Origin of the sequence: Oceanobacillus sp. J11TS1 (assembly GCF_018333215.1) — a bacterium.
Lineage (GTDB): Bacteria > Bacillota > Bacilli > Bacillales > Amphibacillaceae > Oceanobacillus.
Genome location: NZ_BORO01000012.1, coordinates 94,860 through 118,757 on the forward strand (window position 1 = coordinate 94,860; position 23,898 = coordinate 118,757).

Genomic DNA, 23,898 nt, shown 5'->3' on the forward strand with positions numbered 1-23,898 from the left:
AAGTCAGCTCTTTTCTAGCCCTTTTTAAAGCCTGTTGAAGACTTCAGGTCCAGGACCTGGCAGTTTCACTATCTCTAAACGAGGGTAAGATATTCTATTCTTCCGTCAATGCTTGATATGCTGCAACATCTAATAATTCAGCTAAATCATTGTCATCATCTAACTCCACAACAACCATCCATGCTTTTTCATGCGGCGATTCATTCACAAGCTCTGGACTATCTTCTAATGCTTCGTTTACCTCTACAACTTTCCCGCTTACTGGAGCATATAGCTCGGATACGGTTTTAACAGACTCCACACTTCCAAACGGCTCATTTACTTCGATCGTGTCACCAACTTCTGGCAACTCTACAAAGACAATATCACCTAGCTCATCTTGCGCAAAGGCAGTAATTCCGATACGAACTTTTCCATCTTCTTTTTTTACCCATTCATGTTCCTTTGAATATAAATAATCTTCTGGTAAGCTCATTTCGTATCCCTCCAAATTTTCATTCCACTATTGAATATTCTATTTAACTACTATTTAACTATACATCGAAGTGAATCTAATTTCTAGAGATTATTCTAAAAAATGCAGTAACAAGACTACTTCGAAAAGGAACTTCTTCGTCTTTGTTATCCTTCTTTTTTGACCACGTACTTCTATTTCCTTTACTTCCAAACTGATGAATAAGTTTCTTCTTTAAAACCAACTGTCACTTTCTCTCCGTCTGTCAGGATCGGTCTTTTTATTAACATGCCATCAGAAGCTAAGATTTCCGCCATTTCCTGATGGGATAAATCATTTATTTTTTCTTTTAATTGCAACTCGCGGTATTTTTTACCACTTGTGTTAAAGAACTTCTTCGCCGGTATGTCACTTGTCTCCATCCAGCTGCGTATTTGGTTTTCACTTGGTGGTTCTTCCACAATATGAATTGGCTTGTAATCGATTTGATTTTCATCTAACCATTTTTTCGCATTTCTGCATGTACCGCATTTTGGATACCAGTAAAAAGATAATGTCATGTTTATTCCTCCGCTATTTCTTGGTAATCACTGTTATTGCTGATCTTCTTTTGTCGGCCCCATAACTCCAGGTACCTTCAAACCAGCTTGTCTAAGTAAAACGGTCATCTGCCCGCGATGATGAATTTGATGGTTGACCAATATACGCAAAATGCTTCCTTTTGGTGCAGGTCCGCCAAAGTTGTCCACCTCATCTACCAAAGCATCATCTGTCAGCTGCTCTTTTGTTTTCTCTACAACAAGATTTGAAATATATTCATAAGCTTCTAGAATTTCACTTGCTTTTGCGGGAACTTTATCTGGATCATACGGAGATTCTAGCTCAACCCCAACTAAATTCATGAAAAAAACAGGACTGTTAACTAAATGCCATCCTAACCAACCAAGGCTGTTATGTCCCTCTGTAATCGATTGGTTCAGTTTTTCATCTTCTAAAGCTTTTAAGACCGATTTTGTTCCGTCAGCAGACTCTGACCACTCTGTTAAAAAGTCGTTTAGTTTTCGATACACAAGTTTTTCCTCCTTTGGAAATGTAATATTACTTCGCGGGATAACTGTTTTCGGTCAGAAAGTACAGCAGGTAAAGCACCATTTTTCTCACCGATTGAAGTATCCTGTTTATATGTAGGGTACCATGAATCCAGAGAAGTATTCCAGTATATTGAGTCACTGTATAACAAATTGCAATTGTCATCAAAAGTGACAAGATGGAGAAGAATTCGTACAATAATAGTTGAAAAGAATAAGAGCCATAATCGCATCTACGTATTTTTATAGATTCAGTAAAGTAATTATAAAAGACAAAGGAGCAGCGGGAATTTCATGACGATAAAATCTTTGCAAGCAAGGTGTTCTGCTATTGCAGAAAATAAAACATTCATAAACGTGATTATTGGACTCATCGTCCTTAATGCAATTATTGTCGGATTTGAAACGTATCCTTCCATCTCGAACCGTTTTGGTTCCACCATTTATTGGTTGGATACACTATTATTAATCGTATTTACCATTGAAATTATTATCCGTTTAATAGGGAGTTCTTCCCCGATTACTTTTTTCAAAAATCCATGGAATATATTTGATTTTGTTATTGTATCTGCGAGTTTCGTATTCCTTGGCTCTAGTTACATTATTGTGTTACGAATTCTAAGAGTTCTTCGAGTCTTAAGAGCAATATCAATTATCCCTTCTCTTAGAAAAATTGTTAATGCCTTGTTGCTTACTATTCCCTCGATGGGAACCATCACAATTCTGTTAGGACTATTTTTCTATATCTATGGCGTTATTGGAACCACACTATTTGGGTCCATTTCACCTGAATACTTTGGCTCGTTACACCGAAGCTTACTCACATTATTTCAAGTAATCACATTAGAATCATGGGCAAGCGGGGTAATGTACCCTATTCTAGAGCAAGACCCTTCCTCTTGGTGGTATTTCGTCACTTTCATTTTAATTGGGGCATTCGTTATCGTAAATTTATTCGTGGGTGTGATCGTTAATAATGTCGAAGAAGCAAGTCGTGAGGAGACACCTACCCCAACAGACAAAAAACTGGAAGAAATGGATAGAGAAATAAAAGAAATGAAAGATTTATTAAAAAAAATCGCTCAAAATGAAAAGTCAGTAGATTAAGAGAGACCTTTTTCAGGGACTGTTGATTTTTCTTAAACTTATACTGGTATTTTTTCAATTTCTAAAATAAACATATTAAGGCATTCACTTTTTTCTTAAATTAAGAAGAAGGCGCACTATTCGAGTTGCGCCTTTTTCCTATCTTTGTAGCTTTACACGATATATTTTTCTTCTTCAATAATTTTTGCAGCAATTTCACGTTTCTTTTTGACCACATTGATTGGTGTAAATCTAGTAAGCTTTCGTAATGAAGAAAGAAAAGTCCGCAATGTATCTCCTTCTTCTACGGTAATTAATATTTCTTTTGCTGCTGCTTCCATTCGATTAAATGCTTCCTGAACATAAACTTCCGTATAAAGTAACTTTTGTTGTGCCTTTTCTCGTCCTTCTTTGGCAATTGCTTTTTCTGTGCGCAGAATAGCAGACTCCATATTAAATACTTCCGCTGTCATATCCGCCAATTTAATAAGAATTTCTTGTTCACGCTCTAACTTTTTGCCAAACTTCTGCGCTGCTAATCCAGCACCTAGTAAAATCAACTTTTTGGCGTTTCTTAATAAATATTTTTCTTGATCCAATGCTTCCGTTCCTACTTCTTCTGGCATCATCATCATTAATTCTTCTTGCAGTCCCTGTGCTTTTTCTAATAATGGCAGTTCGCCTTTCATTGCTTTTTTCAGTAATGTGCCTGGTACAATTAGCCGGTTGATTTCATTCGTTCCCTCAAAAATACGGTTAATACGAGAGTCGCGGTAAATACGCTCTACTTCATACTCCTGCATAAAACCGTACCCGCCATGCAACTGTACAGCTTCATCTGCTGCATAATCTAATAATTCTGTAGCCATGTATTTCGTCATCGAGCATTCAATTTGATATTCCGCAATGGCCTTGGCAACCTCACGTCCATCCTGCAATTGTTCATCGGATAAGGAGCCCATTCGTTGTTCAAATAAGCCTACTGTACGGTATACAGCACTTTCATTTGCATAGATTTTAGAAGCAATGGTTGCTAATTTTTCCTGAGTCAGAGAAAAACTTGAAATCGGTGTTTGGAATTGTTTACGCTCATTTGCATATTTTGCGGATAACTCTAGCGCACGCTTGGACCCGCCAATTCCGCCAACAGCTAATTTATAACGGCCGACATTTAAAATATTAAAGGCAATTACGTGCCCTCTGCCTTTTTCACCTAACAAGTTTTCCACAGGAACTTCTGCATCTTCTAAGATAAGTGTTCTTGTAGAAGAGCTCTTAATACCCATTTTCTTTTCTTCGGCTCCCGTAGACACACCAGGAAATTCTCTCTCAACAATAAAAGCACTGAAATGCTCGCCATCGATCTTCGCATAGACAACAAAGACATCAGCAAAGGCCGAATTCGTAATCCATTGCTTTTCCCCGTTTAAAATATAATGTGTTCCAGCATCGTTTAATTTTGCGGTTGTTTTTGCTCCGAGTGCATCAGAACCAGAACTTGGCTCTGTCAACGCATAAGCGGCAATCAACTCGCCAGTAGCTAACTTAGGTAAATACTTTTTCTTCTGCGCCTCATTCCCGAAAAAGACTATTGGCAGTGATCCGATACCAACATGCGCCCCATGTGTAATAGAGAAACCGCCTGCACGGGAAAACTTCTCCGTAATTAAAGAAGAGCTAATTTTATCCAGCGCCAGACCGCCATATGCTTCAGGAACATCGGCACCTAATAAACCTAATTCCCCTGCTTTTTTTAGCAATTCAACGGAATGCTCAAATTCGTGATTTTCTAGATTATCAATCTTAGGAACAACTTCACCTAACACGAAGTCCTCTGTCGTTTTTGCAATCATCTTATGCTCATCTGTAAAATCTTCCGGTGTAATAATGTCTTCTCCGGTAATATCCTCTACTAAAAATCCGCCGCCTTTAAATAACTTTTCTTTTGTTTCGCTCATCATTCATTCTCCTTTTTCAATTGGATTATAAAATAAAAATTTATTCCGATTGTTGTCGTCCGCAAAATCGCAGTCTGATAGATTCATTTTTCTTCTATACGGACATTTTTCAGCGTCATAGAAGCTCAAACACCCCTGCAGCTCCCATACCGCCGCCAATACACATTGTTACAATTCCAAATTGTTCATTTCTCCGCTTCATTTCATGCATTAAGCTGACTGTTAGCTTTGTTCCCGTGCAGCCCAGCGGATGGCCTAATGCAATAGCGCCACCATTTACATTTACTTTATCTACATCTAAATCTAATGCTCTGATTACTCTTAATGCTTGTGAGGCAAAGGCTTCATTTAATTCAAATAAGCCAATGTCAGCCAGCTCTAATCCAGCCATCTTGACAGCTTTCGGAATAGCTTCTACCGGACCGACTCCCATAATTTCTGGCTCTACTCCGGCGACAGCAAAGGAACGGAACTTTAAAATCGGCGTTAATCCCTCTGCTTCGGCTTTCTCTTTCTCCATTAATAAAACAGAAGCCGCTCCATCACTCATTTGCGAAGAATTCCCGGCGGTGACACTTCCTTTTACATGAAAAGCCGGACGCAGTGAACTTAAAACCTCTATATTGGTGTCTGCACGAACCCCTTCATCCATTTCAAAGGAGAAAGATTTTTCTTCAATCTTATTATTTTTTCCGACAAAGCGCTGCTTCACTTCTACAGGAACAATTTCATCTTTGAACAGGCCTTTCTCCAGTGCTTTTGCAGCGCGCTCATGACTTTGTACTGCGAAGGCATCCTGATCTGCTCTGGAAATTTCAAATCGATTTGCTACTTCTTCTGCTGTATGCCCCATGTTCATGTAGTATTCTGGTGCATTTTCAACTAATGTCGGATTTGGTTTAATAACATGCCCGCCCATCGGGATCATGGACATAGACTCTGCACCGCCGGCGATAATCGCATCCGCACCGCCAACCATAATTCGTTCCGCACCGTAGGCAATTGTCTGCAGCCCAGAAGCACAGTAACGATTTACTGTAATTCCCGGCACATCATGGCTTAATCCAGCCAGCCCGGCAATATTTCGCGCCATATTCATCCCTTGCTCTGCTTCTGGCATAGCACACCCAATAATAACGTCATCAATCGGGCCCTGATAATCGCCAGCTCTCTTTAATGTTTCTTTTACTGTAAGTGCAGCGAGATCGTCTGGTCTGACATCCCGTAATGATCCTTTATTTGCTTTCCCTACTGGTGTTCTTGCACCAGCTACAATCACTGCTTCTTTCACAGACGTGTCCTCCTTTAAATACGTGTTCATTCACTTTTCGTGATTAATTACGTAATGGCTTTCCTTTTACCAGCATGTGCTGCATTCTTTGCTGTGTCAGCGGTTCTGCAATTAAGCTAAGGAATGCCTCTCTTTCTAGATCGAGCATTACCTGTTCATCAATCTCTGTACCCTCTTTTATTCTTCCGCCAGATAAAACATAGGCCAATTTTTCAGCAATTTTCAAATCGTGTTTTGAAGCATAGCCGCTATAATGTAAGGATTTCGCTCCCATTACCATGGCTGCATAACCAGCTTCCCCAACAACTGGAATCTTTTCCCGGGCAGGTTTTTCATATCCTGCATGGAATAAAGATAGGACGCGATTTTTTGCATCATAGAGGACATGATCTGGATTCTTGCTAATGCGGTCATTTTTATTTAGATAACCATTTTCCATTGCCTCTTTTGCAGAAGTAGATACTTTCGCAGTTGCTACTTTTTCAAAAACATCATTTGCAACCTTTGTTAAATCAATATCGACGCCTTCAGGAAGGTTTCTAAGCTCTTTTAAATAAAGTTCTTTTGTACCTCCTCCTCCAGGAATCAGTCCAACACCAAACTCTACAAGTCCCATATAGGTTTCTGGAGAAGCTTGGATAGCAGCAGCTGGTAAAGACACTTCTGCTCCGCCACCTAACGTCATATTAAATGGTGCAACTACTACTGGTTTGTCGGCATATTTAATATTCATTGTCATATTTTGAAATTGGCGGATAACCAAATCTAATTCAAAAATATTGTCATCCTGTGCTTCCATTAGCATCATCGCTAAATTCGCTCCAACACAGAAATTTTTGCCCTGATTTCCAATCACAAGCCCTTTATAATTTTTATTTACTTCTTCAATGGACGCATTCACCATCTGGATAATATCAAGGCCGATCGCATTACTTCGTGAATGGAATTCTAGTAAGGCAACATCATCGCCGATATCAATAAGACTCGCACCTGTATTTTTCTTAATAACGCCTTTTTGCTGTTTAATCGCTGCTAACGATATTTCTTTCTTATTTACTTCTTTCCGTTTATATTCATCGTCATGGAAGAAGTAAATATCTCCATTTTCTTGCTTATAGAAGGTTTCATTTCCACCTTCTAACATATCCAGCACCCAGCTCGGTACGGATACGTCTTCATCCTGCATCCGTTCAACTGCAGCACGCACACCAATCGCATCCCATATTTCGAATGGACCTAATTCCCAGCCGAATCCCCACTTCATTGCGTCATCAATAGAAACAACATCATCAGCAATTTCACCTACTAAATCAGCAGAGTATAATAATGTAGGTTTCAGAACGGACCAGATAAAATCGGAAGCTTTATCCCCTTTTTTATTTACAAGCGCTTTCATTTTTCGTTTAACGCCTTTTTCCTGCTTTGCTAATTCTACTGCTGCTGTTTTTAACTTCTTTCTTTCCTGATAGTCAAGTGTATCCGGATTGATTTCAACAATTGTTCTATCTTTTTTCTTTTCATAAAACCCTTTTCCGCTTTTTGCGCCAATCCAACCCTTTTCAATCATCTGCTTTAAAAAGTCTGGAACCTTAAAAACTTCTTTCTCTTTGGAATCAGACACATGATGATACACGTTGTTTGCTACATGATAAAAGGTATCAATCCCAACTACATCCAGTGTACGGAATGTTGCACTTTTCGGTCTGCCAATTAATGGTCCAGTAATAGAATCTACTTCACCAACACCAAGTCCTTGCTTCTGCATTTCCTGTACCGTTACCAAAAGTCCATATGTCCCAATCCGATTCGCAATAAAGTTTGGTGTGTCCTTCGCTTCCACAACACCTTTTCCTAATACATCTTCTCCAAAAGTCTTCATAAAGGAAAGCACTTCTGGTTTTGTCTTTTCTGTAGGAATGACTTCTAATAATTTTAAATAACGCGGCGGATTAAAAAAGTGCGTTCCTAAAAAATGTTCCTGCATATCTTTTGAGGAGTCCTCTATCATTGCTTCTACAGAAATCCCGGATGTATTCGAACTGACAATCGTTCCTTCTTTACGATATTTGTCGACCTTTTTAAACAATGCTTTTTTCGCTTCTAAGTTCTCCACAATAACTTCGACAATCCAGTCTACCTCAGATAGAATCTCTAGGTCATCTTCCAGATTAGCAATATGAATTAATGCTAAGCTCTTTTTAGACGTAATAGGAGATGGCTTTTGTTTTAACAGCTTTTTTTTGCTCTCCTCGACAATTCGATTTCTTACCTGCCTGTCTTCCAACGTAAGTCCCTGTTTTTTCTCCTTGTCCGTCAATGAATCTGGTACTCTGTCAAACATGGTTACGGATAATCCTAAATTCGCTAAATGAGCAGCAATACCAGATCCCATAACCCCTGAACCTATTACTGCAACGCTTTTAATGGAATAAGTCATTTAACAATCCTCCAGCCTTTCTTGAATGAACACTCATTCATTTTTAAGCCAAAAAATAAAGATATTGGCATATCTCACTTTATTTATACTATAACGGATTATTTATCTTTTAGCAATATATTTAACCCTATTTTCGTAAGGGTTTTCAATTCGATTTCTATTATTTCGCCACACCTAGTAAAATTCCCTGCCGCCGCTACGGGAAAACCGCGATTCTCTCCTATTTCATATGTGTTTAGTGTGGTCCCCTCAAAAATCGTAATCATTCCTATTTACAATTCGTAATCCTTACGATATCATAGGTAAGGTAATTTAGATTTTAACATTAAATCGTTTAAATTGAAATGGAGGGATACCATGACAACGCCTGTTGTGTCTATGTCAAATATTAACTTCCATTATGAATCTCGTAAAGTCTTAGACAATATTAACTTTGAAATTCCAAAGGGAGCCTTTATGGGATTAGTTGGTCCAAACGGTGGCGGGAAAACCACCTTAATTCGGCTAATCCTCGGCTTAGAAAAACCGGAAACGGGAGAAATAATGGTTTTTGGGCAGCCTATTCAAAAACTTAAAAATAAAGATCGAATCGGTTTTGTCTCACAAAAAGCAAATGCTTTTAACAAAGGGTTCCCTGCAACAGTATATGAAGTAGTTGCTTCTGGGCTCACTGCGCAGCTTGGTTATTTTAGATTTTTATCTAAAAAAGATAAACAAAAGATTCATGAAGCTATCGCTCAAGTTGGGATGACCGAATATACCAAACAAAATATAGGAAACTTATCTGGGGGTCAGCAGCAGCGGATATTTATTGCGCGTGCCTTAGTCAGTGATCCTGAACTGATTATTTTGGACGAACCTACTGTAGGGATAGACTATGAAAACGTGAAAAGGTTCTATGAGCTGCTTTATAAGCTTAATACAGAATTCAAAAAAACGTTACTGCTTGTAACACATGATACTGGTACAATGACTGACTATGCGACAGATATTGTTTGTTTAAATAAGACACTGCATTTCCATGGAAATCCAGATGAATATGCATCCCTTACGGAAACGGACTTTTCGCAAATTTACGGGCATCCAGTAAGCCTGGTTACGCATTAATTCACAGTTGGAGGAAAGACAATGCTTTTGGACTTTATAACTTATCCCTTTTTAAGATACACTTTTCTTACAGGTATCTTAATTGGTATTATCGCACCGCTACTCGGAACATTTATCGTTGTGAGAAGGCAATCACTAATAGCAGATGCTCTTTCACACGTTACCTTAGCGGGAATTTCATTTGGCCTAATGACCGAGAAAAAATATGGTTGGGTGATATCACCAATATATAGTGGAATGGTTTTTTCCGTGATTGGCTCCATTTTTATCGAAAAACTACGCACCGTGTACAAAGCCTATCAAGAAATCTCCATCCCGATTATTTTATCTGCCGGTGTAGGCTTAAGTGTTATTTTTATCTCTATTGCAGATGGGTTTAATACAGATTTATTTAACTACTTATTCGGATCTGTATCTGCGGTAAGTATCAATGATTTTTACATTATTTCTGGCATTACACTTTTTGTTCTTGTCATTATTTGGCTCTTCTTTAAAGAATTATTTACGATGTCTTTTGATGAAGAACAAGCAACGATCGCGGGCCTGCATGTAAAATGGATTAATTTATTATTTATTGTATTAACAGCTCTTGTTATCGCTGCTTCGATCCGTATTGTTGGTGTGCTGCTAGTTTCTGCATTAATGACGTTGCCAGTCGCAGCAAGTATGCGTATTGCTAAAGGTTTTAAGCAAATGATTTTTCTATCGATTCTCTTTGGTGAAATTTCCGTTGTATTCGGAATAATTTCCGGGTACTACCTGGACATTCCACCGGGAGGAACCATTGTCATCACATCGTTAATACTTTTACTAATCGCCATTGGAATAAAAAGATTACGAAAATAAACGGAGGTTTTTTCAATGAATCTTCAAGATGCAACTAATATTTTAAAAGAAAAAGGATATAAAACAACCGGCAAGCGTAAAGATATCTTGGAATTCTTTTCGTCAGAGGACGGCTATCGCTGTGCAAAAGATTTAATTGCTTATTTAGAAAATAAATATGGCGCAATTAGTTTTGATACGATTTACCGCAACCTGCATTTATATCATCAACTAGGCATATTAGAAAAAACCAACTTAAATGGAGAAAAACATTTCCGTTTAAGCTGCAGTCATCACCACCATCACCATTTTATTTGTAAAGATTGTGGGAAGACAAAAGAAATTGATATCTGTCCAATGGATACAGCTGCAGCAAAACTGACAAATTACGAAATTGATGATCATAAATTTGAGATTTATGGCAGATGCCCTGCATGTCAACACGCTTAAGATTTTCTTTCTATACTAATCAACGTACAGAAAAACTTTACGTGGAAGAAGTCTTTTTTCTACCGCCCCGTTTCAAATTCATTCAGGATTTGAAACGGGGTTTTTAGTTAGGCTTACTTTCCACAGCGTTTTTTTAAGGCTGCGAAGAAAAGATATTTTCAGGTTGGAGAATGATGTTCATACTAAGTTTATCGCACTCCCCCTGATTACGTTACAAATGTAATTTTTTTTAGGAATCCTGTTTCTTTATGTCGAAAAGTTAGGTATACTACCTTTAAAATCATTAAACTAGGAGCAGCGTAATATGGGTAAAAATAGTAAACTTCGTTTGTTTTTATTATGTATCGCAGGAGGAATATTTATCGCATTTGTTTTCATGATGCAGAGGCAATTCAATAATCCTGACTTTGATTATCAAAGTGAAGTAGCGGGCATGCACCAATCAAAACAAGACGAGGAAAAAGAAGACACGGATGTAAATACAGAAAAAGAAGAAGCTAACGTCTCTGTACCTGAGGAGGAGAAAGAGAAAGAAGAGGGCGAAATTATTGAAGAGGAACGGCAAATCACAGCAGATTTATTAAATATCCGCAGTGGTCCTGGTCCCAATTACGAGGTTGTAGAAACATTGGTTCTTGGCGACCATGTGCAAGTGATTGACGACGGCAGTGACTGGATTGAAATTACATTCGGAGATATTACCGGCTATGCCAACCGTAAATATCTAGAATCAGTTGACGAGGAATAAAATAAAACTTCAGAGAGAAAAATCGTACGGCTAACACGTTTACATGCTTGCCGTACGATTTTAGTTGTTAAGCATCTTTCTAGAAGAAAGCTTAGCAGATTTAGTCTAGCACTTTCTCTATAACTTTACTTTCTTCATGATCCAGCATATTTTTTAAGATCACATCTTCCACGTCTTTGTTCATTTCCGCTGCTAGTGTTTTGGATGCCGGAGCCTCTCCAACAATGAAAATCCGCTTCCATTCCCTGTCCTTTGCCTGCTTGTCCAGCTTGGGAGCAATATTTTTATACCACCGATATTGATTTGCTTCATAACGTTCATTAAACAGATCTTTTTGAAAGTTGGCTGAACCAAGTCCTGTTGCAGATCTTCCTTGGCGGGGACCTTGTTTTATCCTCCAAGTTTCTTCTTCCACATCCAATTCATATTCTGTCGTATCTTTAACTTGGTTTAAATTTGTATCAATCAATTTCACTTGATTTTGCTGCACAAGAATAATTCCTGTTTTCGGATATTTTTCTGCTAAAGACTTTAACTGATCTAGTAAAGGCGTTTCCTGCCATTCAAACTCATTTTCCAGACGCATCTGCACACGTTCAGCAAACAAAACCTCGTCAGCAGAAGCTATGATAATGACTCCGCGCATGAAGTTTCTTTCAATTTCTCCCATAAACTTCTTGACTTGCTTTTTTACTTCTCTGTAGTTCTCCAGCTCTTCGTCATTACCTCCCTCTTTTAAGTAATGTTCAAAATTATTCAAACCATTTTTTAAGTGAATTTTCCACTCTCCGCCTTGCTGATCCGGATCGCTTAAATCTGTATTAAGATACATTGAAAATATCTTATTTGCTCCTGTTCCTCTTACATTTTCCAACTCTTTTACAATATTTTGAATGTCTTTGATAATAAGACCTCCTTCATCATCAGTCTCTACTTAGTATGTAGCCGAAATAAAAGAAGCTTAAACTTAATAACTGCAGAAGAAATTGTTTCTTTTTGAAACCAAAAATCCGAACTGTCATCAGAATTCCATTTACCATTAGGATTCAGATTCGTTCGGATTTTCTATCTTACTGTTATTCTACTATTTATTTAATATTTTCTATTCCATCTCGGAAACTTCCTCAGAAACCTTTGTTATTTTCACACGTTTGATTTGATAGCCGTCTTTTTCAACAAGGGCAAACTCATACCCCTCATATTCCATGACAGTTCCAACCTCTGCCTCAAGGTTATGGGTAAAGAACCAGCCACCGATGGTATCCACTTCATCATCTTCTAATGTAATTCCCAGCTGCTGATTAATATCATCGAGGCTGACTCGACCAGAAACCAAATAAGTGGTATCATCTAATTTTTCAAAATCAGGCACTTCATCTGTGTCAAATTCATCCCGAATATCCCCGACAATTTCTTCTAGAATATCCTCAACAGTTACTAAACCTGCTGTCCCTCCATATTCATCATTCACAATCGCCATATGGATTCGTTCTTTTTGCATCTTTAAGAGGAGCTGACGAATGGGTGTTGCTTCGGAAACATGAATTATTGGCCGAACGTAATCCTCAATGGTTGCCGGTTCGTCATTATTTAATTTCCCAGTAAAAACTTCTTTTAAGTTTACTAGACCAATAATATTATCTTTATCTTCATCAGCTACTGGATAACGTGTAAATTGACCTTCACGGATGATTTCCAAATTCTCTTCAAAACTATCCTCTAACGAAAAGTAAATCATTTCTGTCCGAGGAACCATTATTTCTCGAGCTACTCGTTCATCAAAATCAAATATATTATTTACATACATCATTTCCGATTGATTGATTTCACCGCTTTTATAACTGTCAGCCAGAATTAGTCGTAATTCTTCTTCTGTATGCGTCTCCTCATGTCCACTCATTGGTTTTAACCCAACCGCTCGAGATAATAAACGGGCTGATCCATTTAATAACCAAATAAACGGGAACAAGAGTCGATAAAACCATGTTAATGGCCGAGAAACTGCGAGCGTAACCTGTTCAGCTTTTTGTATCGCCAATGTCTTCGGCGCTAATTCCCCGACAACCACGTGTAAAAAGGTTGCAATTAGGAAAGAAATAAAGATAGATAGCGTTGTTACAAATCCAGCCCCAATATTAAATTGCTCTATCGCTGGATGTAGCATGCGCTCAAATGTCGGCTCAGCTAAACGTCCAATTCCTAAAGCAGTAATCGTAATCCCCAGTTGACAAGCAGATAGATACTCATCAAGATGTGTTACGATTTTTTTAGCATAAACAGCTGATTTTTTCCCTTCAGAAATGTGCGTTTCTAGCTGTGTACTTCGAATTTTAACAATAGCAAATTCTGACATAACAAAAAAAGCAGTTAATGCGATTAAAACGGCAACCGCAAATAAATTAATCAAGGTTGATATGTCCAATTAAGATCCTTGCGCAAGACAGCACAAGGATTTCACCTCCTGAAAATTTAAATATTCCTTTTTAGGTGGCTCTTCACTAAAATATAGGGTTGACAAATTAAATTTGATAAATAGCGACCGCTACGGAAAAACACTGCGCTTTCCACGGGCTTGAGCTCAGCCTCCTCGGTAAAAAGAAGATCGCTTTTTACCTGCGGGGTCTTCCCACTGGGACTGCGATTACTCGCCCCACCGAAGACCATTGCGCTTTCCCGTAGGAGTCTCCGTGTTTTTCCTCCGCTATCTAGTTCTTATTATCATATTTATTTACTCATTTCAACCATTAATTTTGGTGTTAGCCCCTTTATATTCGTTATAAAATGATATCTCCTCCATGGCGGGTTTCTTCTCCCGCTAAAGGCTAGTCGAATAAATTAAAGTGGTAACCTTCCATTCTCTCAAGCTTCAACAGATTCATTGCTTTTCTGTTTTAACGCAAGGTTTTTTATGGACTCCACCGTAATGAATTTCATTATTCATACACATTTATAACGTTATGTTGCTCACACGTAGATGATTCCAATGATTAGGCTTCATGGATATCACCGTATGATAATTATCTATTATATTCCATATTACCTTCCCATCGAAATCACCCTTTCCCTTCTCTTTATTATAAGGGATAAAAGCATAATATGTCTACTTGACTACGAAAGGAACACAAGGAATTATACTAACTTACAAAATAAGCCAACTGCCTATTAACAGCTGACTCATTTTTTTACATGATTGCTTATAGCTTTCGTTCCTTCTCAACCTTTTAAACAATCTTTACAAACAGAATTACCAGCATCATTAAGGGAATTGTTCTTGTATTATGCTGCTAACTGCCATATAAAGTGGTTTATTGTCTTAGTTTATGGGTATAGATACATATATTCTTTCTCTCGCGGCATATTTGAAAAAGATTCTTTTGATGGTCATGTCGGTTTATTAGCGTAAAAAAGGCCCTCACACGAAGCATTTCCTCGTGCAAGAACCCTTGGTTATATAATTATTATTGAATGCGACGTACTGTTCCGCTGAAGTTATCAGCCCAGTAACCGCTAGACATGTTAGCAACTTTTACACCGTTACTGCTTTGGGAACCAATGAATTGGCCGCCGCCAAGATAAATTCCTACATGACCATTAGGACCGTTAGTATCAAAGAATACGAGATCTCCTGGTTGCATATCACTCGCTGAGACTGCTTTACCAGTACCTACTAATGCGCCAGTGTAAGATGGGATAGAGTATCCAGCTTGAGCAAACGCCCAAGATACGAATCCAGAACAATCAAATCCTGTGCTAGGGCTTTTCCCACCCCAAACATATTGATTTTGATATGTCTGGCTTTGTGCAGCGCTTATCACGGCACTAATTCCAGAACCTGTTGGTGCAGATTCTTGTTTTGGTTCTTCCGCTTTTTTCGTTTCTTTTTTAGCAGCAGGTTGACCTGAATCATTGGATCCACCGTTAGAATTCGATTCATTTGCGCTGGAAGAATTGCTGCTGTTTTCAGAGTTACTGTTGCTGTTGCTATTACTGTTATTGTTACTTTCACTATTTTCTTCGTTGCTTGAGGAAGATTCTTCTTGCTCAGCCGGTTCACTATCAGCAGCTTCATTTTCTGAACTGCTTGTATCTTCGTCTTCGTTGCTGCTATCTTCACTAGACCCTACACTAGCACTCGCTACTAAAGTTTCAGGTGCTGGAGCATTTGCAACTTCTATACGATCTGACACATCCGCTTCAATAGCAGCTAACTGAGAATCTTCAATTTGTAATTCATCAATCAGTGCAGTTAAATCTGCCTCTTTATCTTTTAAGGAAGCTTCTTTATCTTCTGCAGCCTCTTTTTGTTCTTTAATTGTTGCATTGATACCTGTTAAATCTGTTTTTAATTGATTTAACTCATCAAGTTTTGTTTCCACCGTTTCTTGTTTTTCAGCTACTTCCTGTTTATCTGCTTCTTGTTTTTCAAGTAAAGCTAAATCAGAATCTGTAATTTTATTTACTGCAGAAACACGACTTACAAAATCACTAAAATCTTGAGCACCAAATAGTACTTCCAGATAGCTGATATCCCCGCCGCTTTGTTGAAGCGCTACTGCGCGTTCTTTTAAAATCTCCGTACGCTTTTCAATCGCTTCTTCTAACTCTTTAATTTCCGCTTCCAGTTCACTAATTGCGTCTTCTGTTGTAGAAATTTCGTCTTCTGTTTCAGCTAATGTTTGCTGATTTTTTTCAAGTGCTGAGTTAATGTCCTCAATCTCACTTCTTAAACCTTCTAGCTCAACAAGAACATCCGCTACTTCTTTTTCCGCATCTGATAGATTAGCTTGTACAGAATCACGTTCTTCCTGTACTTGAACTTTTTGATTCTCTAAATCTTCCACTGATTCTGCTTTTACTGGCCCCGCAAAAAACACACTGCTAAGCCCCACTACAGAAGCTGCAGTTAATGTCATTATTTTATTTTTCAACTTCTTTCCCCCGCTTTCATTTTTTACACCGCAAATCTATTATCTATGTATTTTAAAATAGTACCGTTGCTTTGCGATTTCATTATTTATCTCAAAAATGTTGTTTTCTTTTCCTTAATAACTTCGTACAGCTTATCATATAAAAATGACATAGAGGTTATAGAAATATTACATTTATGTTTCAATAATGACAAATCCACCGAAATTTCGTCATAGAATACGAGATATCCCTTCTATATCAACGCTTTCTACTATGATAAATTTACATCATTTTCTCACTTTCTTGCTTAATATACCAAATATAATTTTTTTCGTCATTAAATTTGATACAATAGTATGTAATCAATTAACCTTCTACTTTTGTAAGGTTAGATATTATAGAAAGAATCTATAGAATTTAAGATAGATAGGAAAAGCAGGGGATTATGTGAAGATACAAACAATAATTGGAAATAGAGTAATAAAAACAGGAATCGCTGTATTCTTCACAGCACTGATTTGTAAATGGCTTGATTTTCCTCCTACATTTGCTGTCATTACCGCTATTGTGACCATTGAACCCACAGTTACCGATTCAATTAAGAAGGGTTTAGTTCGTTTCCCGGCATCAGCAATTGGTGCAGCTTATGCAGTTATATTTATTGCTCTATTTGATAATTCACCACTAACCTATGTCTTAGCGGCTGTACTTACAATATTTACTTGTTTCCGGCTGAAACTGCATGCTGGATTGTTAGTCGCTACACTTACAGCCATTGCAATGATTGAAGTAGTTGAGGACAGCTATTTTTTTAGCTTTCTTATACGGTTAGCAACAACGACCATTGGTTTATCCGTTTCGACATTGGTAAATATGTTTGTTTTCCCGCCAAATTATCATCATTCGATACACAAGCAAATAGAATCCATCCGTAAACGATTAAGCAATCATATGAAACGCTGCTACTATGAATTAATTTTTGCAAAGGCGCCATTAGATTATGGAATGGATAAAAAAGTAGGAAACGTGTATAAAGAGCTTGAGAGCGCAGCATTACTTTCTCTCTATCAAAAGAACGATCTGAAATATCATCATATTTTGGAAAAACATGAAGAGGAGTTGACACAGTTACGACAACAGATTCATTCTTTACGTATGATTCAGTATCATGTAACCAACATCGCGGAGCAGCCTCCTCAAGAATTTAAGTGGGATATCAAAAAACAAAAGCTTATGTTCGAAAATGTTGTTTATTTTGGAAACGTTTTGGGAGGGGAAACTGCTTTTGATAAGGATGATTGGAAAGTTAAACGGGACCAGCTCTATCAAACATTTCAAGAGATATTAAGGGATGCTCAAATTGATAGATCCGAGGCAGCGAAATTGCCAATAGAATTAGTTGCGGTTTATGAACTTATATCCATTGTGCAAATTATAGAAGCGTATTTTTCTAAGAATTAAATCGTTATGTTACTCTTTTTCGATGTAGAGTAAAGCTCCAAGTTTACTGCAATTTTCATAATAAATTTATTTTTGAAATAATGAAATCCATCTTTCCGCATAAAAATGCACAAACTCCCATTACCTCCCGCCTATCCAGCTTTATTTATTTGACTATTTGCAGGCGGGAGCTTTTTTCCGGAAAGGTCCTCTGTTATAAACGATTTCTATTCCTTTTCTTCTTGCTCTATCTCCTCTTGAATAATCTTTACTTCTTTTTCTGATAATCATGTTGCATTCCTAACAAAGGCAGAATCCATTCCTTGTTCTAATAAATTACGTGCAACAATCTTCCCATAACGGATGATTATTTTTGCAGCTTCACGGCGAGCGGTCACCGATTTCTCCTCTGCTTCTAACCATTTTTTCTTTTGTTCCGCTGTTTTTATTTTTTGCTGCTCGTATTTTCTTTCCAGAACCTCACATTTTTGCATCGCTAATTCTATATCTTGCAGCAATGATTGCTGATCGAATATTTGCTTAAGACGGGCTTCATATATTAAACGCGCTTCCTTGCTGCTACTTAAATTTCCCCAGCCCTCTATAGCCTTTTCTAAAGTCTTATCAATGGATGTAATCTTCTCCAATTCTTGATAGATATCATCATAAAAATAATTTTCCCATTCATCCACAATCCCAAATAATAGAAGCCATCTTGCTAAATGGTCCTCCCACGGATTTAATGCTTCTTGTTTCCAAGCACGGATGAGTTTTGGTATCTCAATAAGGTGGCATTCCAGCATATTTGTTAGCCAAAAGTTTTTTTCATTTTCAAACAGGCGGAAAATACGATGGAATTTATCGTCGTCTTCAATTAAATCAAAATTCAAAATATTGATTGTGACTACGGGGTTAAATTCATTGTCATCTTTATTTCCTTCAAATTGTTTTTGATACAATTGTGACCAATAAGATAAAGATTGTTTCTTTGGCTCACGCTGATTTGTAAATTGTATTTTTACATTGATAGATTCCTTATCTTCTGTTTCAACGAGCATATCCAAACATGCTTCTTTTCCATCTTCATATTCTCCTGCTATTTCTATATTTTTGAAAGAGAGATATTGAATTGGCGCTATCTCTGTTTTATCAAAAATAGCATTCAAGAAGGCTGTAATCATATCTTTATGATGCTCCTTGCCAAACAACTGTTTAAAAGCATAACCAATCTTTAAATCCATCAGTTGATGCCTATCGATTTGCTGAGATAATTTACTTGTTCTTGCTTCCCTATTGTTTTCATTTAAATTCATGTAGTTTTCTTGGTCTTCGTATGCTTGCTGAAGATTTATTTCGTTTGATAATAGCATAGAAACACGTCCTTTTCTTTTAAATAGAGGACTTACAAAGATGCGAATCTACATACAGTTAACCAAACATACGTTCCTTTGTCAAGAGAAAAGTTTCTCCTGTGAAACACAAAAAAACTGCAGGAGCGCCTCGGCTTCTACAGTTTTTCAGTCTTCCGCTGTTTTATATACCAAATGAAGAAAAAAATCATCGCTATGATTATTAAAGCATACACAATCATTGAATAGCCATCCATGAAACCAACTACATGGTGCCAATTTTCACCCAGGATTACTCCAACACCGATTAAAATACTATTCCAAATAAGAGAACCGATGGCTGTTAATAGAATAAAAATTCCAAAGTTCATCTTTGTCATGCCAGCTGGAATAGAAATAAGGCTTCTTAAAAGCGGGACCATCCGACAGAAAAATACCGTCCAATAACCGTATTTTTCAAACCATTTATTTGCTTTATCAATATCCGTTTTTTTCAAACGCAATATGCGACCATAACGGTCTACTATTCTCTCCAAGCGTTCAACATCTAATAGCATGCCTACGCAGTACAAAAGCATTGCACCAATAATAGCTCCCAAAGTAGCAGCAGTTAACACGCCTAAATAGGTTAGTGCACTATAAGTCGTTAAAAAACCTCCAAAAGGAAGGATGACTTCTGATGGTATTGGCGGAAATAAATTCTCTAAAGTCATCATTAAAAAAATCCCGAAATATCCGAACTGTTCCATAATGGATGTAACCCATTCTCCCATAAAATCCTCCAATTAAACTTGTCTTCATGATTAAGATATATTCTACCATATGGAAGACTATGCTTTTATTTCATTTTCAAAATAAGTGTTAAGATTCTTAGGGAAATATTTAGCCGGCTTCTTTCATATGTGTTCAAAAAGGCGCCAATAAAACTTTTGAACTTCCTTCCTTTTTAATGATTATTAATCATCCCTGCTAGTTGTCGATAAGAGTATTCCCTTGCTTCATAGGTTGGCGCCATCGTTAGTACCATAATTTCATCACATTGATATGCATCTTGAAGCTGGGTTAGTTTTTCTCGAACGAGGGCGATATCTCCAACAATCTGTTTATCGGCAATTTGTTTGTTCTCTTCCTTAACTCCATGCTGTTCAGACGCTTGTTCTTCTTTTCTCCGTCTTGTTTCCTCTGCTAACTCGATTGCTTCTTTTTCCGTTTCTGCACAAAGAACAGATACAGCAACGATTGTAGACGGCTCCTTTGCCTGCTTTTGATAATCTGATACAATTTCTGGTCCATTATCCGCTCCCATAAAATGCCCAAATACATAAGGGAGATTCTTACTCACTGCAAGCTGTGCACTTTTTTGGCTTGTCCCTAATAGCCAGGGCTTTGGCTGTGCGGATGGAACAGGAGTAGCTGTTACCTTCGAATAGAGATGTTCCGCCGGGAAGTCATTTTGCAAGAAATGAAGCAGTTCATCCAGATATTTTGGCATTTCTTTCACCCGTTCTAAAAAATTTCCAGCAAGTGCAATAGACGCTTCTGCCGATCCTCCTGGCGCTCGTCCTAACCCAATATCTACTCGATTCGGATAAAGTGTCGCTAACATACGATAACGCTCAGCGATATTATATGGCTGATAATTTGGCAATAGGACAGCACCGGAACCGATTCGTATTCTTTCCGTCTTACTGCCGATAATTCCTAATAAAATATCCGGAGCAGGACTTGCTAATGCTTGCATATCATGGTGTTCAGCAACCCAATATCGTTTATAGCCCCATTTATCTGCCAGGATAGCCAATTCTATACTGGCTTCGAGCGCTTTTTTTGCATCTGCATCTGCAAATAGAGGCGCTTGGTCTAAAATACTTAATTTCACTGTTCCTTCTCCCCTTCCATTTCCAGCTGGTCTATTAATTTTTCAGCTGCCCGGCGATAAAAATTACTCATTCCCGTCAAGCTCGTAATAAGCAATACTTGTTGTAAATACGTATCGTTTACTACATTGGTATCTAATTCTTTTTCAACTATTTCTTCTTGCTCTTTTATATACTCTTTGAACCGAACCACATTTCTATCCATTAATTGAATATAATTATTATAAAAATTCTCTAAATCCAATTCGTCTTCTTGTATTCTATGATTTATCCCTTCAAATGTTTTCCCGATATCTTTCATCGATAAAACACTCTTCATTTGATAAATCATGCTAATAATTAATAGATGCTCTTTGGAATATTTTTTATTTTTTATGGGAAAGAATAGTTTTGCCTTCGCATAATTGTTGATCATCGTTTTGGTTAAAACTTTATCCTCTTCATAACGCTTAGAGGAAGCAAATTTACTTTCAAAAAGCTGAATCACTTGATCCATATATAAATCTAAATCAGGGATATTCTCTGCGCTTAACTGATTTTCTAAATGAAGATCTTCCAATTGTTTTTGAATGTCCATCAGCTGACCTTCCCTTCTCTATCTTTTTTTCTTGTCGTATTTTGTCGAGTTCTCCTTAAATAAAATCAGTTTTTATCGTGGCTTAGCATCAAAATGAGGTTTATTATCGGATAAATAAGGAAATGACATTAACTAGCGGACTCCTGTAGGAAAGTAAGTGCTTTTCTCGGACTGGGATTACTTTCCGCACTGAAGAGTCGGCTCATCTACCCATCGTAAGCTGTTAAAAGCATCAAATTTTAGTGGAGATCTTTTAATGTTCCTACATACATTATATGCGTATCTACTTGAAAATCAAACATTGACTACTTGATGGAATGAGTATATATTTAATACATAGTATTTAATACTATATGATGGAATGGAGATGTTTAATTTGCATAAATTTATCCGAGAACCTATGAATGCTTTTACCCACTTTATTGGGATTATCTTATCAATTATTGGACTAATCTTATTGGTTGTAAAAGCAGCGCAAACCGGAACGCCTTTAGATGTTGGCGCCGTAGCTGCATTTGGCATTAGTTTAATTCTTCTATATACTGCTTCAACAGTTTATCATTCTGTGATTGCCAGTCCGAATATTATCGCCTTCTTTAGAAGAATGGATCACTCTATGATTTATGTACTCATTGCTGGTACATACATTCCGCTCTGTCTTATTGCCCTTCAAGGGACTGTCGGCTGGGTATTATTTTGGGTTGTTACTGGATTAGCCTTTTTCGGGGTCCTATTTAAGTTAATATGGTTTCATTCCCCAAGATGGTTGTCTACACTTTTATATGTCTTATTGGGATGGATAGCTGTATTTTATTGCGGTCCGCTGGCGCCAATTATTGGAGCTGGTGGATTAACCTTCCTCATTGTTGGAGGATTATTCTATACGGTCGGGGCAGTTATTTACTGGCTGAAACCAGAATTCTTGCGTTCTCGCTATTTTGGTTTCCATGAGATATTTCATATTTTTATCCTGTTAGGAAGTATCGCTCACTTCTTGTGCATTTATTTGTATGTTATTTAAGGGAATTTGGAGTTGGTTTGAGCTGAGTTAGAGCGGCTTGACCTAGTTTCGGAGCGGATTTGGGCTCACTTGGAGCGGTAATACAATACAGCTTAATCTAAAGAAGAGCCTCTTCATGAGAAAAGGCTCTTTTTTAGGTACATTTCACCAACTTCGGAACCTTTTCGATTAATTCTTACGCATAATTCTCTAAATCGAAGCTTTCACTTTGCAAAAGCGTACCATCACTTGCTGCACCATTGATAAGAATAACTGCTGCTTTCGGCTGAAATTCAGATAAAAATACTTTTTTCTCCTGTCTTCTATCAAAATAGCTTCTAGTCTTTGATAGCATAATTTATATGTTTTAATTCATCTAAATCGGGAAAATAAATAGTAGAACGAACATGAATAGAAAGGATGGTTGGTTATGAGAAATGCCCAATATCAGCCAGCAAAAGACAGAGATCTTTCTGACGCGCAGGAGATTCATTATTCAAAAGAATTTAAGCAGGCGGATATCGCTGGCGGCTTTCGTAGACCTCGCGTGAAAGCGGCAAAATATGAAAACCCTAAGTTAAAATAATAAAAATATATTTAAATTGAAACCTTCTTCTATAGGGTTTACGGAAGATTCTTCAGGATATAGTTTATGAAAGACACATGAATAATTGCTCATGTGTCTTTCTTTAGCTTTCTCCGGCTAAGCAGGATAAATTCTATTGAAGATGGTTCTAACGTGTTTTTACAATCGTAATTTTTCGCATGAACAGAAATCCGATTAAATAAAATGCAACACCGATGAGAAACATGGTCACAAAAGTCATCATTATAATATCAGAGAATATATCAACAATTCCTCATCCTGCTGCCTTTGCTTCCCGTTTGCTTCCAAAAAAAAAGCCGGAACTTCTTGCCAGATAACGGATCCTTGCTGAAGAATAATTACTTCATCAAACATCAAGCTGAGTTCTGGCTATTAATATGTGTGTGATTTACGTAAGCGGTTGCTAAAGACTTGATTAGATTAGGCCCTGATGGAGCGGGTACGAGCCTGATTGGAGCGGATATGCTCTTTTTCCGTGCGGGATACAAGCCTTTTGGAGCGGACATGCTCTCTTTTCGAGCGGGATACAAGTCTTTTGGAGCGGACATGCTCTTTTCGAGCGGATACGAGGATGACGTACAATAGTCTGTGTAAGCTGAATAAATAGGAAAGGTAAGGTTATCCTACCCATTAGTTAATCATCACAAAAACTAAGAAGAGGAGACCTTACCTATGTCTACTAGTATAACTGATAAT

Annotated in this window: 23 protein-coding genes; 9 read left to right on the forward strand and 14 right to left on the reverse strand. The window is 37.5% G+C overall.

Annotation, left to right across the window (positions count from 1 at the left end; all coding sequences use genetic code 11):
* Nucleotides 1–94: 94 nt before the first annotated feature.
* The 3 genes from gcvH to KI343_RS11330 form a co-directional block, all read right to left on the reverse strand.
* On the reverse strand, nucleotides 95–475 hold the full coding sequence (gene gcvH / locus KI343_RS11320; protein ID WP_212926527.1) for a glycine cleavage system protein GcvH: 381 nt from the start codon (nucleotides 473–475) through the stop codon (nucleotides 95–97).
* Between the two features lie 182 nt (nucleotides 476–657).
* On the reverse strand, nucleotides 658–1,014 hold the full coding sequence (locus KI343_RS11325) for an arsenate reductase family protein (RefSeq protein ID WP_212926528.1): 357 nt from the start codon (nucleotides 1,012–1,014) through the stop codon (nucleotides 658–660).
* A 33-nt stretch (nucleotides 1,015–1,047) separates the two neighbouring features.
* Complete coding sequence (locus KI343_RS11330; protein ID WP_212926529.1) at nucleotides 1,048–1,524, reverse strand: DinB family protein; 477 nt, start codon at nucleotides 1,522–1,524, stop codon at nucleotides 1,048–1,050.
* 318 nt (nucleotides 1,525–1,842) lie between these two features.
* On the opposite strand from KI343_RS11330, the gene KI343_RS11335 reads away from it, so the two are divergent.
* Nucleotides 1,843–2,649, forward strand: a complete 807-nt coding sequence (locus KI343_RS11335; RefSeq protein ID WP_212926559.1) for an ion transporter — start codon at nucleotides 1,843–1,845, stop codon at nucleotides 2,647–2,649.
* 152 nt (nucleotides 2,650–2,801) lie between these two features.
* On the opposite strand, the gene KI343_RS11340 is transcribed toward KI343_RS11335, so the two are convergent.
* From KI343_RS11340 to KI343_RS11350, 3 genes are all read right to left on the reverse strand, one after another.
* Nucleotides 2,802–4,586 (reverse strand): acyl-CoA dehydrogenase family protein, encoded by a 1,785-nt coding sequence (locus KI343_RS11340; protein ID WP_212926530.1) that lies wholly within the window; start codon nucleotides 4,584–4,586, stop codon nucleotides 2,802–2,804.
* Nucleotides 4,587–4,701: 115 nt separating this feature from the next.
* Nucleotides 4,702–5,877, reverse strand: a complete 1,176-nt coding sequence (locus KI343_RS11345; protein ID WP_212926531.1) for an acetyl-CoA C-acetyltransferase — start codon at nucleotides 5,875–5,877, stop codon at nucleotides 4,702–4,704.
* A gap of 43 nt (nucleotides 5,878–5,920) precedes the next feature.
* Nucleotides 5,921–8,314 (reverse strand): 3-hydroxyacyl-CoA dehydrogenase/enoyl-CoA hydratase family protein, encoded by a 2,394-nt coding sequence (locus KI343_RS11350; protein ID WP_212926532.1) that lies wholly within the window; start codon nucleotides 8,312–8,314, stop codon nucleotides 5,921–5,923.
* A gap of 357 nt (nucleotides 8,315–8,671) precedes the next feature.
* On the opposite strand from KI343_RS11350, the gene KI343_RS11355 reads away from it, so the two are divergent.
* The 4 genes from KI343_RS11355 to KI343_RS11370 all read left to right on the forward strand — a co-directional run bounded on the left by KI343_RS11355 (nucleotide 8,672) and on the right by KI343_RS11370 (nucleotide 11,444).
* Nucleotides 8,672–9,421 carry a metal ABC transporter ATP-binding protein gene (locus tag KI343_RS11355; protein WP_212926533.1) on the forward strand — a complete coding sequence of 250 codons (750 nt, stop codon included), beginning with the start codon at nucleotides 8,672–8,674 and terminating at the stop codon, nucleotides 9,419–9,421.
* Between the two features lie 21 nt (nucleotides 9,422–9,442).
* Nucleotides 9,443–10,267 carry a metal ABC transporter permease gene (locus KI343_RS11360; protein ID WP_212926534.1) on the forward strand — a complete coding sequence of 275 codons (825 nt, stop codon included), beginning with the start codon at nucleotides 9,443–9,445 and terminating at the stop codon, nucleotides 10,265–10,267.
* 15 nt (nucleotides 10,268–10,282) lie between these two features.
* Nucleotides 10,283–10,696, forward strand: coding sequence for a Fur family transcriptional regulator (locus tag KI343_RS11365; RefSeq protein WP_212926535.1), 414 nt, complete (start codon nucleotides 10,283–10,285; stop codon nucleotides 10,694–10,696).
* Nucleotides 10,697–11,000: 304 nt separating this feature from the next.
* Entirely contained in the window at nucleotides 11,001–11,444 is a 444-nt protein-coding gene (locus tag KI343_RS11370) for an SH3 domain-containing protein (RefSeq protein WP_212926536.1), read from the forward strand.
* Between the two features lie 100 nt (nucleotides 11,445–11,544).
* Here the strand turns inward: KI343_RS11370 and KI343_RS11375 are convergent, their stop codons facing one another.
* The 3 genes from KI343_RS11375 to KI343_RS11385 all read right to left on the reverse strand — a co-directional run bounded on the left by KI343_RS11375 (nucleotide 11,545) and on the right by KI343_RS11385 (nucleotide 16,372).
* On the reverse strand, nucleotides 11,545–12,276 hold the full coding sequence (locus KI343_RS11375) for a VLRF1 family aeRF1-type release factor (protein ID WP_212926537.1): 732 nt from the start codon (nucleotides 12,274–12,276) through the stop codon (nucleotides 11,545–11,547).
* Between the two features lie 270 nt (nucleotides 12,277–12,546).
* The gene (locus KI343_RS11380; protein WP_212926538.1) at nucleotides 12,547–13,866 is read right to left on the reverse strand and encodes a hemolysin family protein; all 1,320 of its coding nucleotides are present in this window, start codon (nucleotides 13,864–13,866) and stop codon (nucleotides 12,547–12,549) included.
* A 1,036-nt stretch (nucleotides 13,867–14,902) separates the two neighbouring features.
* Nucleotides 14,903–16,372 carry a C40 family peptidase gene (locus KI343_RS11385; RefSeq protein ID WP_212926539.1) on the reverse strand — a complete coding sequence of 490 codons (1,470 nt, stop codon included), beginning with the start codon at nucleotides 16,370–16,372 and terminating at the stop codon, nucleotides 14,903–14,905.
* Nucleotides 16,373–16,799: 427 nt separating this feature from the next.
* On the opposite strand from KI343_RS11385, the gene KI343_RS11390 reads away from it, so the two are divergent.
* Nucleotides 16,800–17,813 (forward strand): aromatic acid exporter family protein, encoded by a 1,014-nt coding sequence (locus KI343_RS11390; RefSeq protein ID WP_212926540.1) that lies wholly within the window; start codon nucleotides 16,800–16,802, stop codon nucleotides 17,811–17,813.
* A gap of 266 nt (nucleotides 17,814–18,079) precedes the next feature.
* Here the strand turns inward: KI343_RS11390 and KI343_RS11395 are convergent, their stop codons facing one another.
* The 4 genes from KI343_RS11395 to KI343_RS11410 all read right to left on the reverse strand — a co-directional run bounded on the left by KI343_RS11395 (nucleotide 18,080) and on the right by KI343_RS11410 (nucleotide 21,595).
* Nucleotides 18,080–19,162, reverse strand: a complete 1,083-nt coding sequence (locus KI343_RS11395; RefSeq protein ID WP_212926541.1) for an Rpn family recombination-promoting nuclease/putative transposase — start codon at nucleotides 19,160–19,162, stop codon at nucleotides 18,080–18,082.
* Between the two features lie 137 nt (nucleotides 19,163–19,299).
* Nucleotides 19,300–19,914 carry a DedA family protein gene (locus KI343_RS11400; RefSeq protein ID WP_212926542.1) on the reverse strand — a complete coding sequence of 205 codons (615 nt, stop codon included), beginning with the start codon at nucleotides 19,912–19,914 and terminating at the stop codon, nucleotides 19,300–19,302.
* A gap of 173 nt (nucleotides 19,915–20,087) precedes the next feature.
* Nucleotides 20,088–21,020 (reverse strand): MsnO8 family LLM class oxidoreductase, encoded by a 933-nt coding sequence (locus KI343_RS11405; RefSeq protein WP_212926543.1) that lies wholly within the window; start codon nucleotides 21,018–21,020, stop codon nucleotides 20,088–20,090.
* A complete protein-coding gene (locus KI343_RS11410; RefSeq protein WP_212926544.1) occupies nucleotides 21,017–21,595 on the reverse strand; it encodes a DUF1836 domain-containing protein in 579 nt (192 codons plus the stop codon). The genes KI343_RS11405 and KI343_RS11410 overlap by 4 nt, the downstream gene beginning before the upstream one ends.
* 376 nt (nucleotides 21,596–21,971) lie before the next feature.
* Here KI343_RS11410 and trhA point away from each other — a divergent pair, with 376 nt between their 5' ends.
* Nucleotides 21,972–22,616, forward strand: a complete 645-nt coding sequence (gene trhA, locus KI343_RS11415) for a PAQR family membrane homeostasis protein TrhA (protein WP_212926545.1) — start codon at nucleotides 21,972–21,974, stop codon at nucleotides 22,614–22,616.
* Between the two features lie 175 nt (nucleotides 22,617–22,791).
* Here the strand turns inward: trhA and KI343_RS11420 are convergent, their stop codons facing one another.
* Nucleotides 22,792–22,950, reverse strand: coding sequence for a hypothetical protein (locus KI343_RS11420; protein WP_212926546.1), 159 nt, complete (start codon nucleotides 22,948–22,950; stop codon nucleotides 22,792–22,794).
* A gap of 75 nt (nucleotides 22,951–23,025) precedes the next feature.
* Between KI343_RS11420 and KI343_RS11425 the strand changes: the two genes are divergently transcribed.
* Nucleotides 23,026–23,181: a YfhE family protein gene (locus KI343_RS11425; RefSeq protein ID WP_212926547.1), complete on the forward strand. Its 156-nt coding sequence runs from the start codon at nucleotides 23,026–23,028 to the stop codon at nucleotides 23,179–23,181.
* A 432-nt stretch (nucleotides 23,182–23,613) separates the two neighbouring features.
* Complete coding sequence (locus KI343_RS11430) at nucleotides 23,614–23,787, forward strand: hypothetical protein (protein WP_212926548.1); 174 nt, start codon at nucleotides 23,614–23,616, stop codon at nucleotides 23,785–23,787.
* The last annotated feature ends 111 nt before the right edge of the window (nucleotides 23,788–23,898 follow it).

Coding starts and splice junctions, on each gene's coding strand:
- gcvH (WP_212926527.1), bottom strand. CDS start 475: ATGAGCTTACCAGAAGATTATTTATATTCAAAGGAACATGAATGGGTA.
- KI343_RS11325 (WP_212926528.1), bottom strand. CDS start 1,014: ATGACATTATCTTTTTACTGGTATCCAAAATGCGGTACATGCAGAAAT.
- KI343_RS11340 (WP_212926530.1), bottom strand. CDS start 4,586: ATGAGCGAAACAAAAGAAAAGTTATTTAAAGGCGGCGGATTTTTAGTA.
- KI343_RS11350 (WP_212926532.1), bottom strand. CDS start 8,314: ATGACTTATTCCATTAAAAGCGTTGCAGTAATAGGTTCAGGGGTTATG.
- KI343_RS11355 (WP_212926533.1), top strand. CDS start 8,672: ATGACAACGCCTGTTGTGTCTATGTCAAATATTAACTTCCATTATGAA.
- KI343_RS11360 (WP_212926534.1), top strand. CDS start 9,443: ATGCTTTTGGACTTTATAACTTATCCCTTTTTAAGATACACTTTTCTT.
- KI343_RS11365 (WP_212926535.1), top strand. CDS start 10,283: ATGAATCTTCAAGATGCAACTAATATTTTAAAAGAAAAAGGATATAAA.
- KI343_RS11370 (WP_212926536.1), top strand. CDS start 11,001: ATGGGTAAAAATAGTAAACTTCGTTTGTTTTTATTATGTATCGCAGGA.
- KI343_RS11375 (WP_212926537.1), bottom strand. CDS start 12,276: ATGTATCTTAATACAGATTTAAGCGATCCGGATCAGCAAGGCGGAGAG.
- KI343_RS11395 (WP_212926541.1), bottom strand. CDS start 19,162: ATGCTATTATCAAACGAAATAAATCTTCAGCAAGCATACGAAGACCAA.
- KI343_RS11400 (WP_212926542.1), bottom strand. CDS start 19,914: ATGGGAGAATGGGTTACATCCATTATGGAACAGTTCGGATATTTCGGG.
- KI343_RS11410 (WP_212926544.1), bottom strand. CDS start 21,595: ATGGACATTCAAAAACAATTGGAAGATCTTCATTTAGAAAATCAGTTA.
- KI343_RS11420 (WP_212926546.1), bottom strand. CDS start 22,950: ATGCTATCAAAGACTAGAAGCTATTTTGATAGAAGACAGGAGAAAAAA.
- KI343_RS11425 (WP_212926547.1), top strand. CDS start 23,026: ATGAGAAATGCCCAATATCAGCCAGCAAAAGACAGAGATCTTTCTGAC.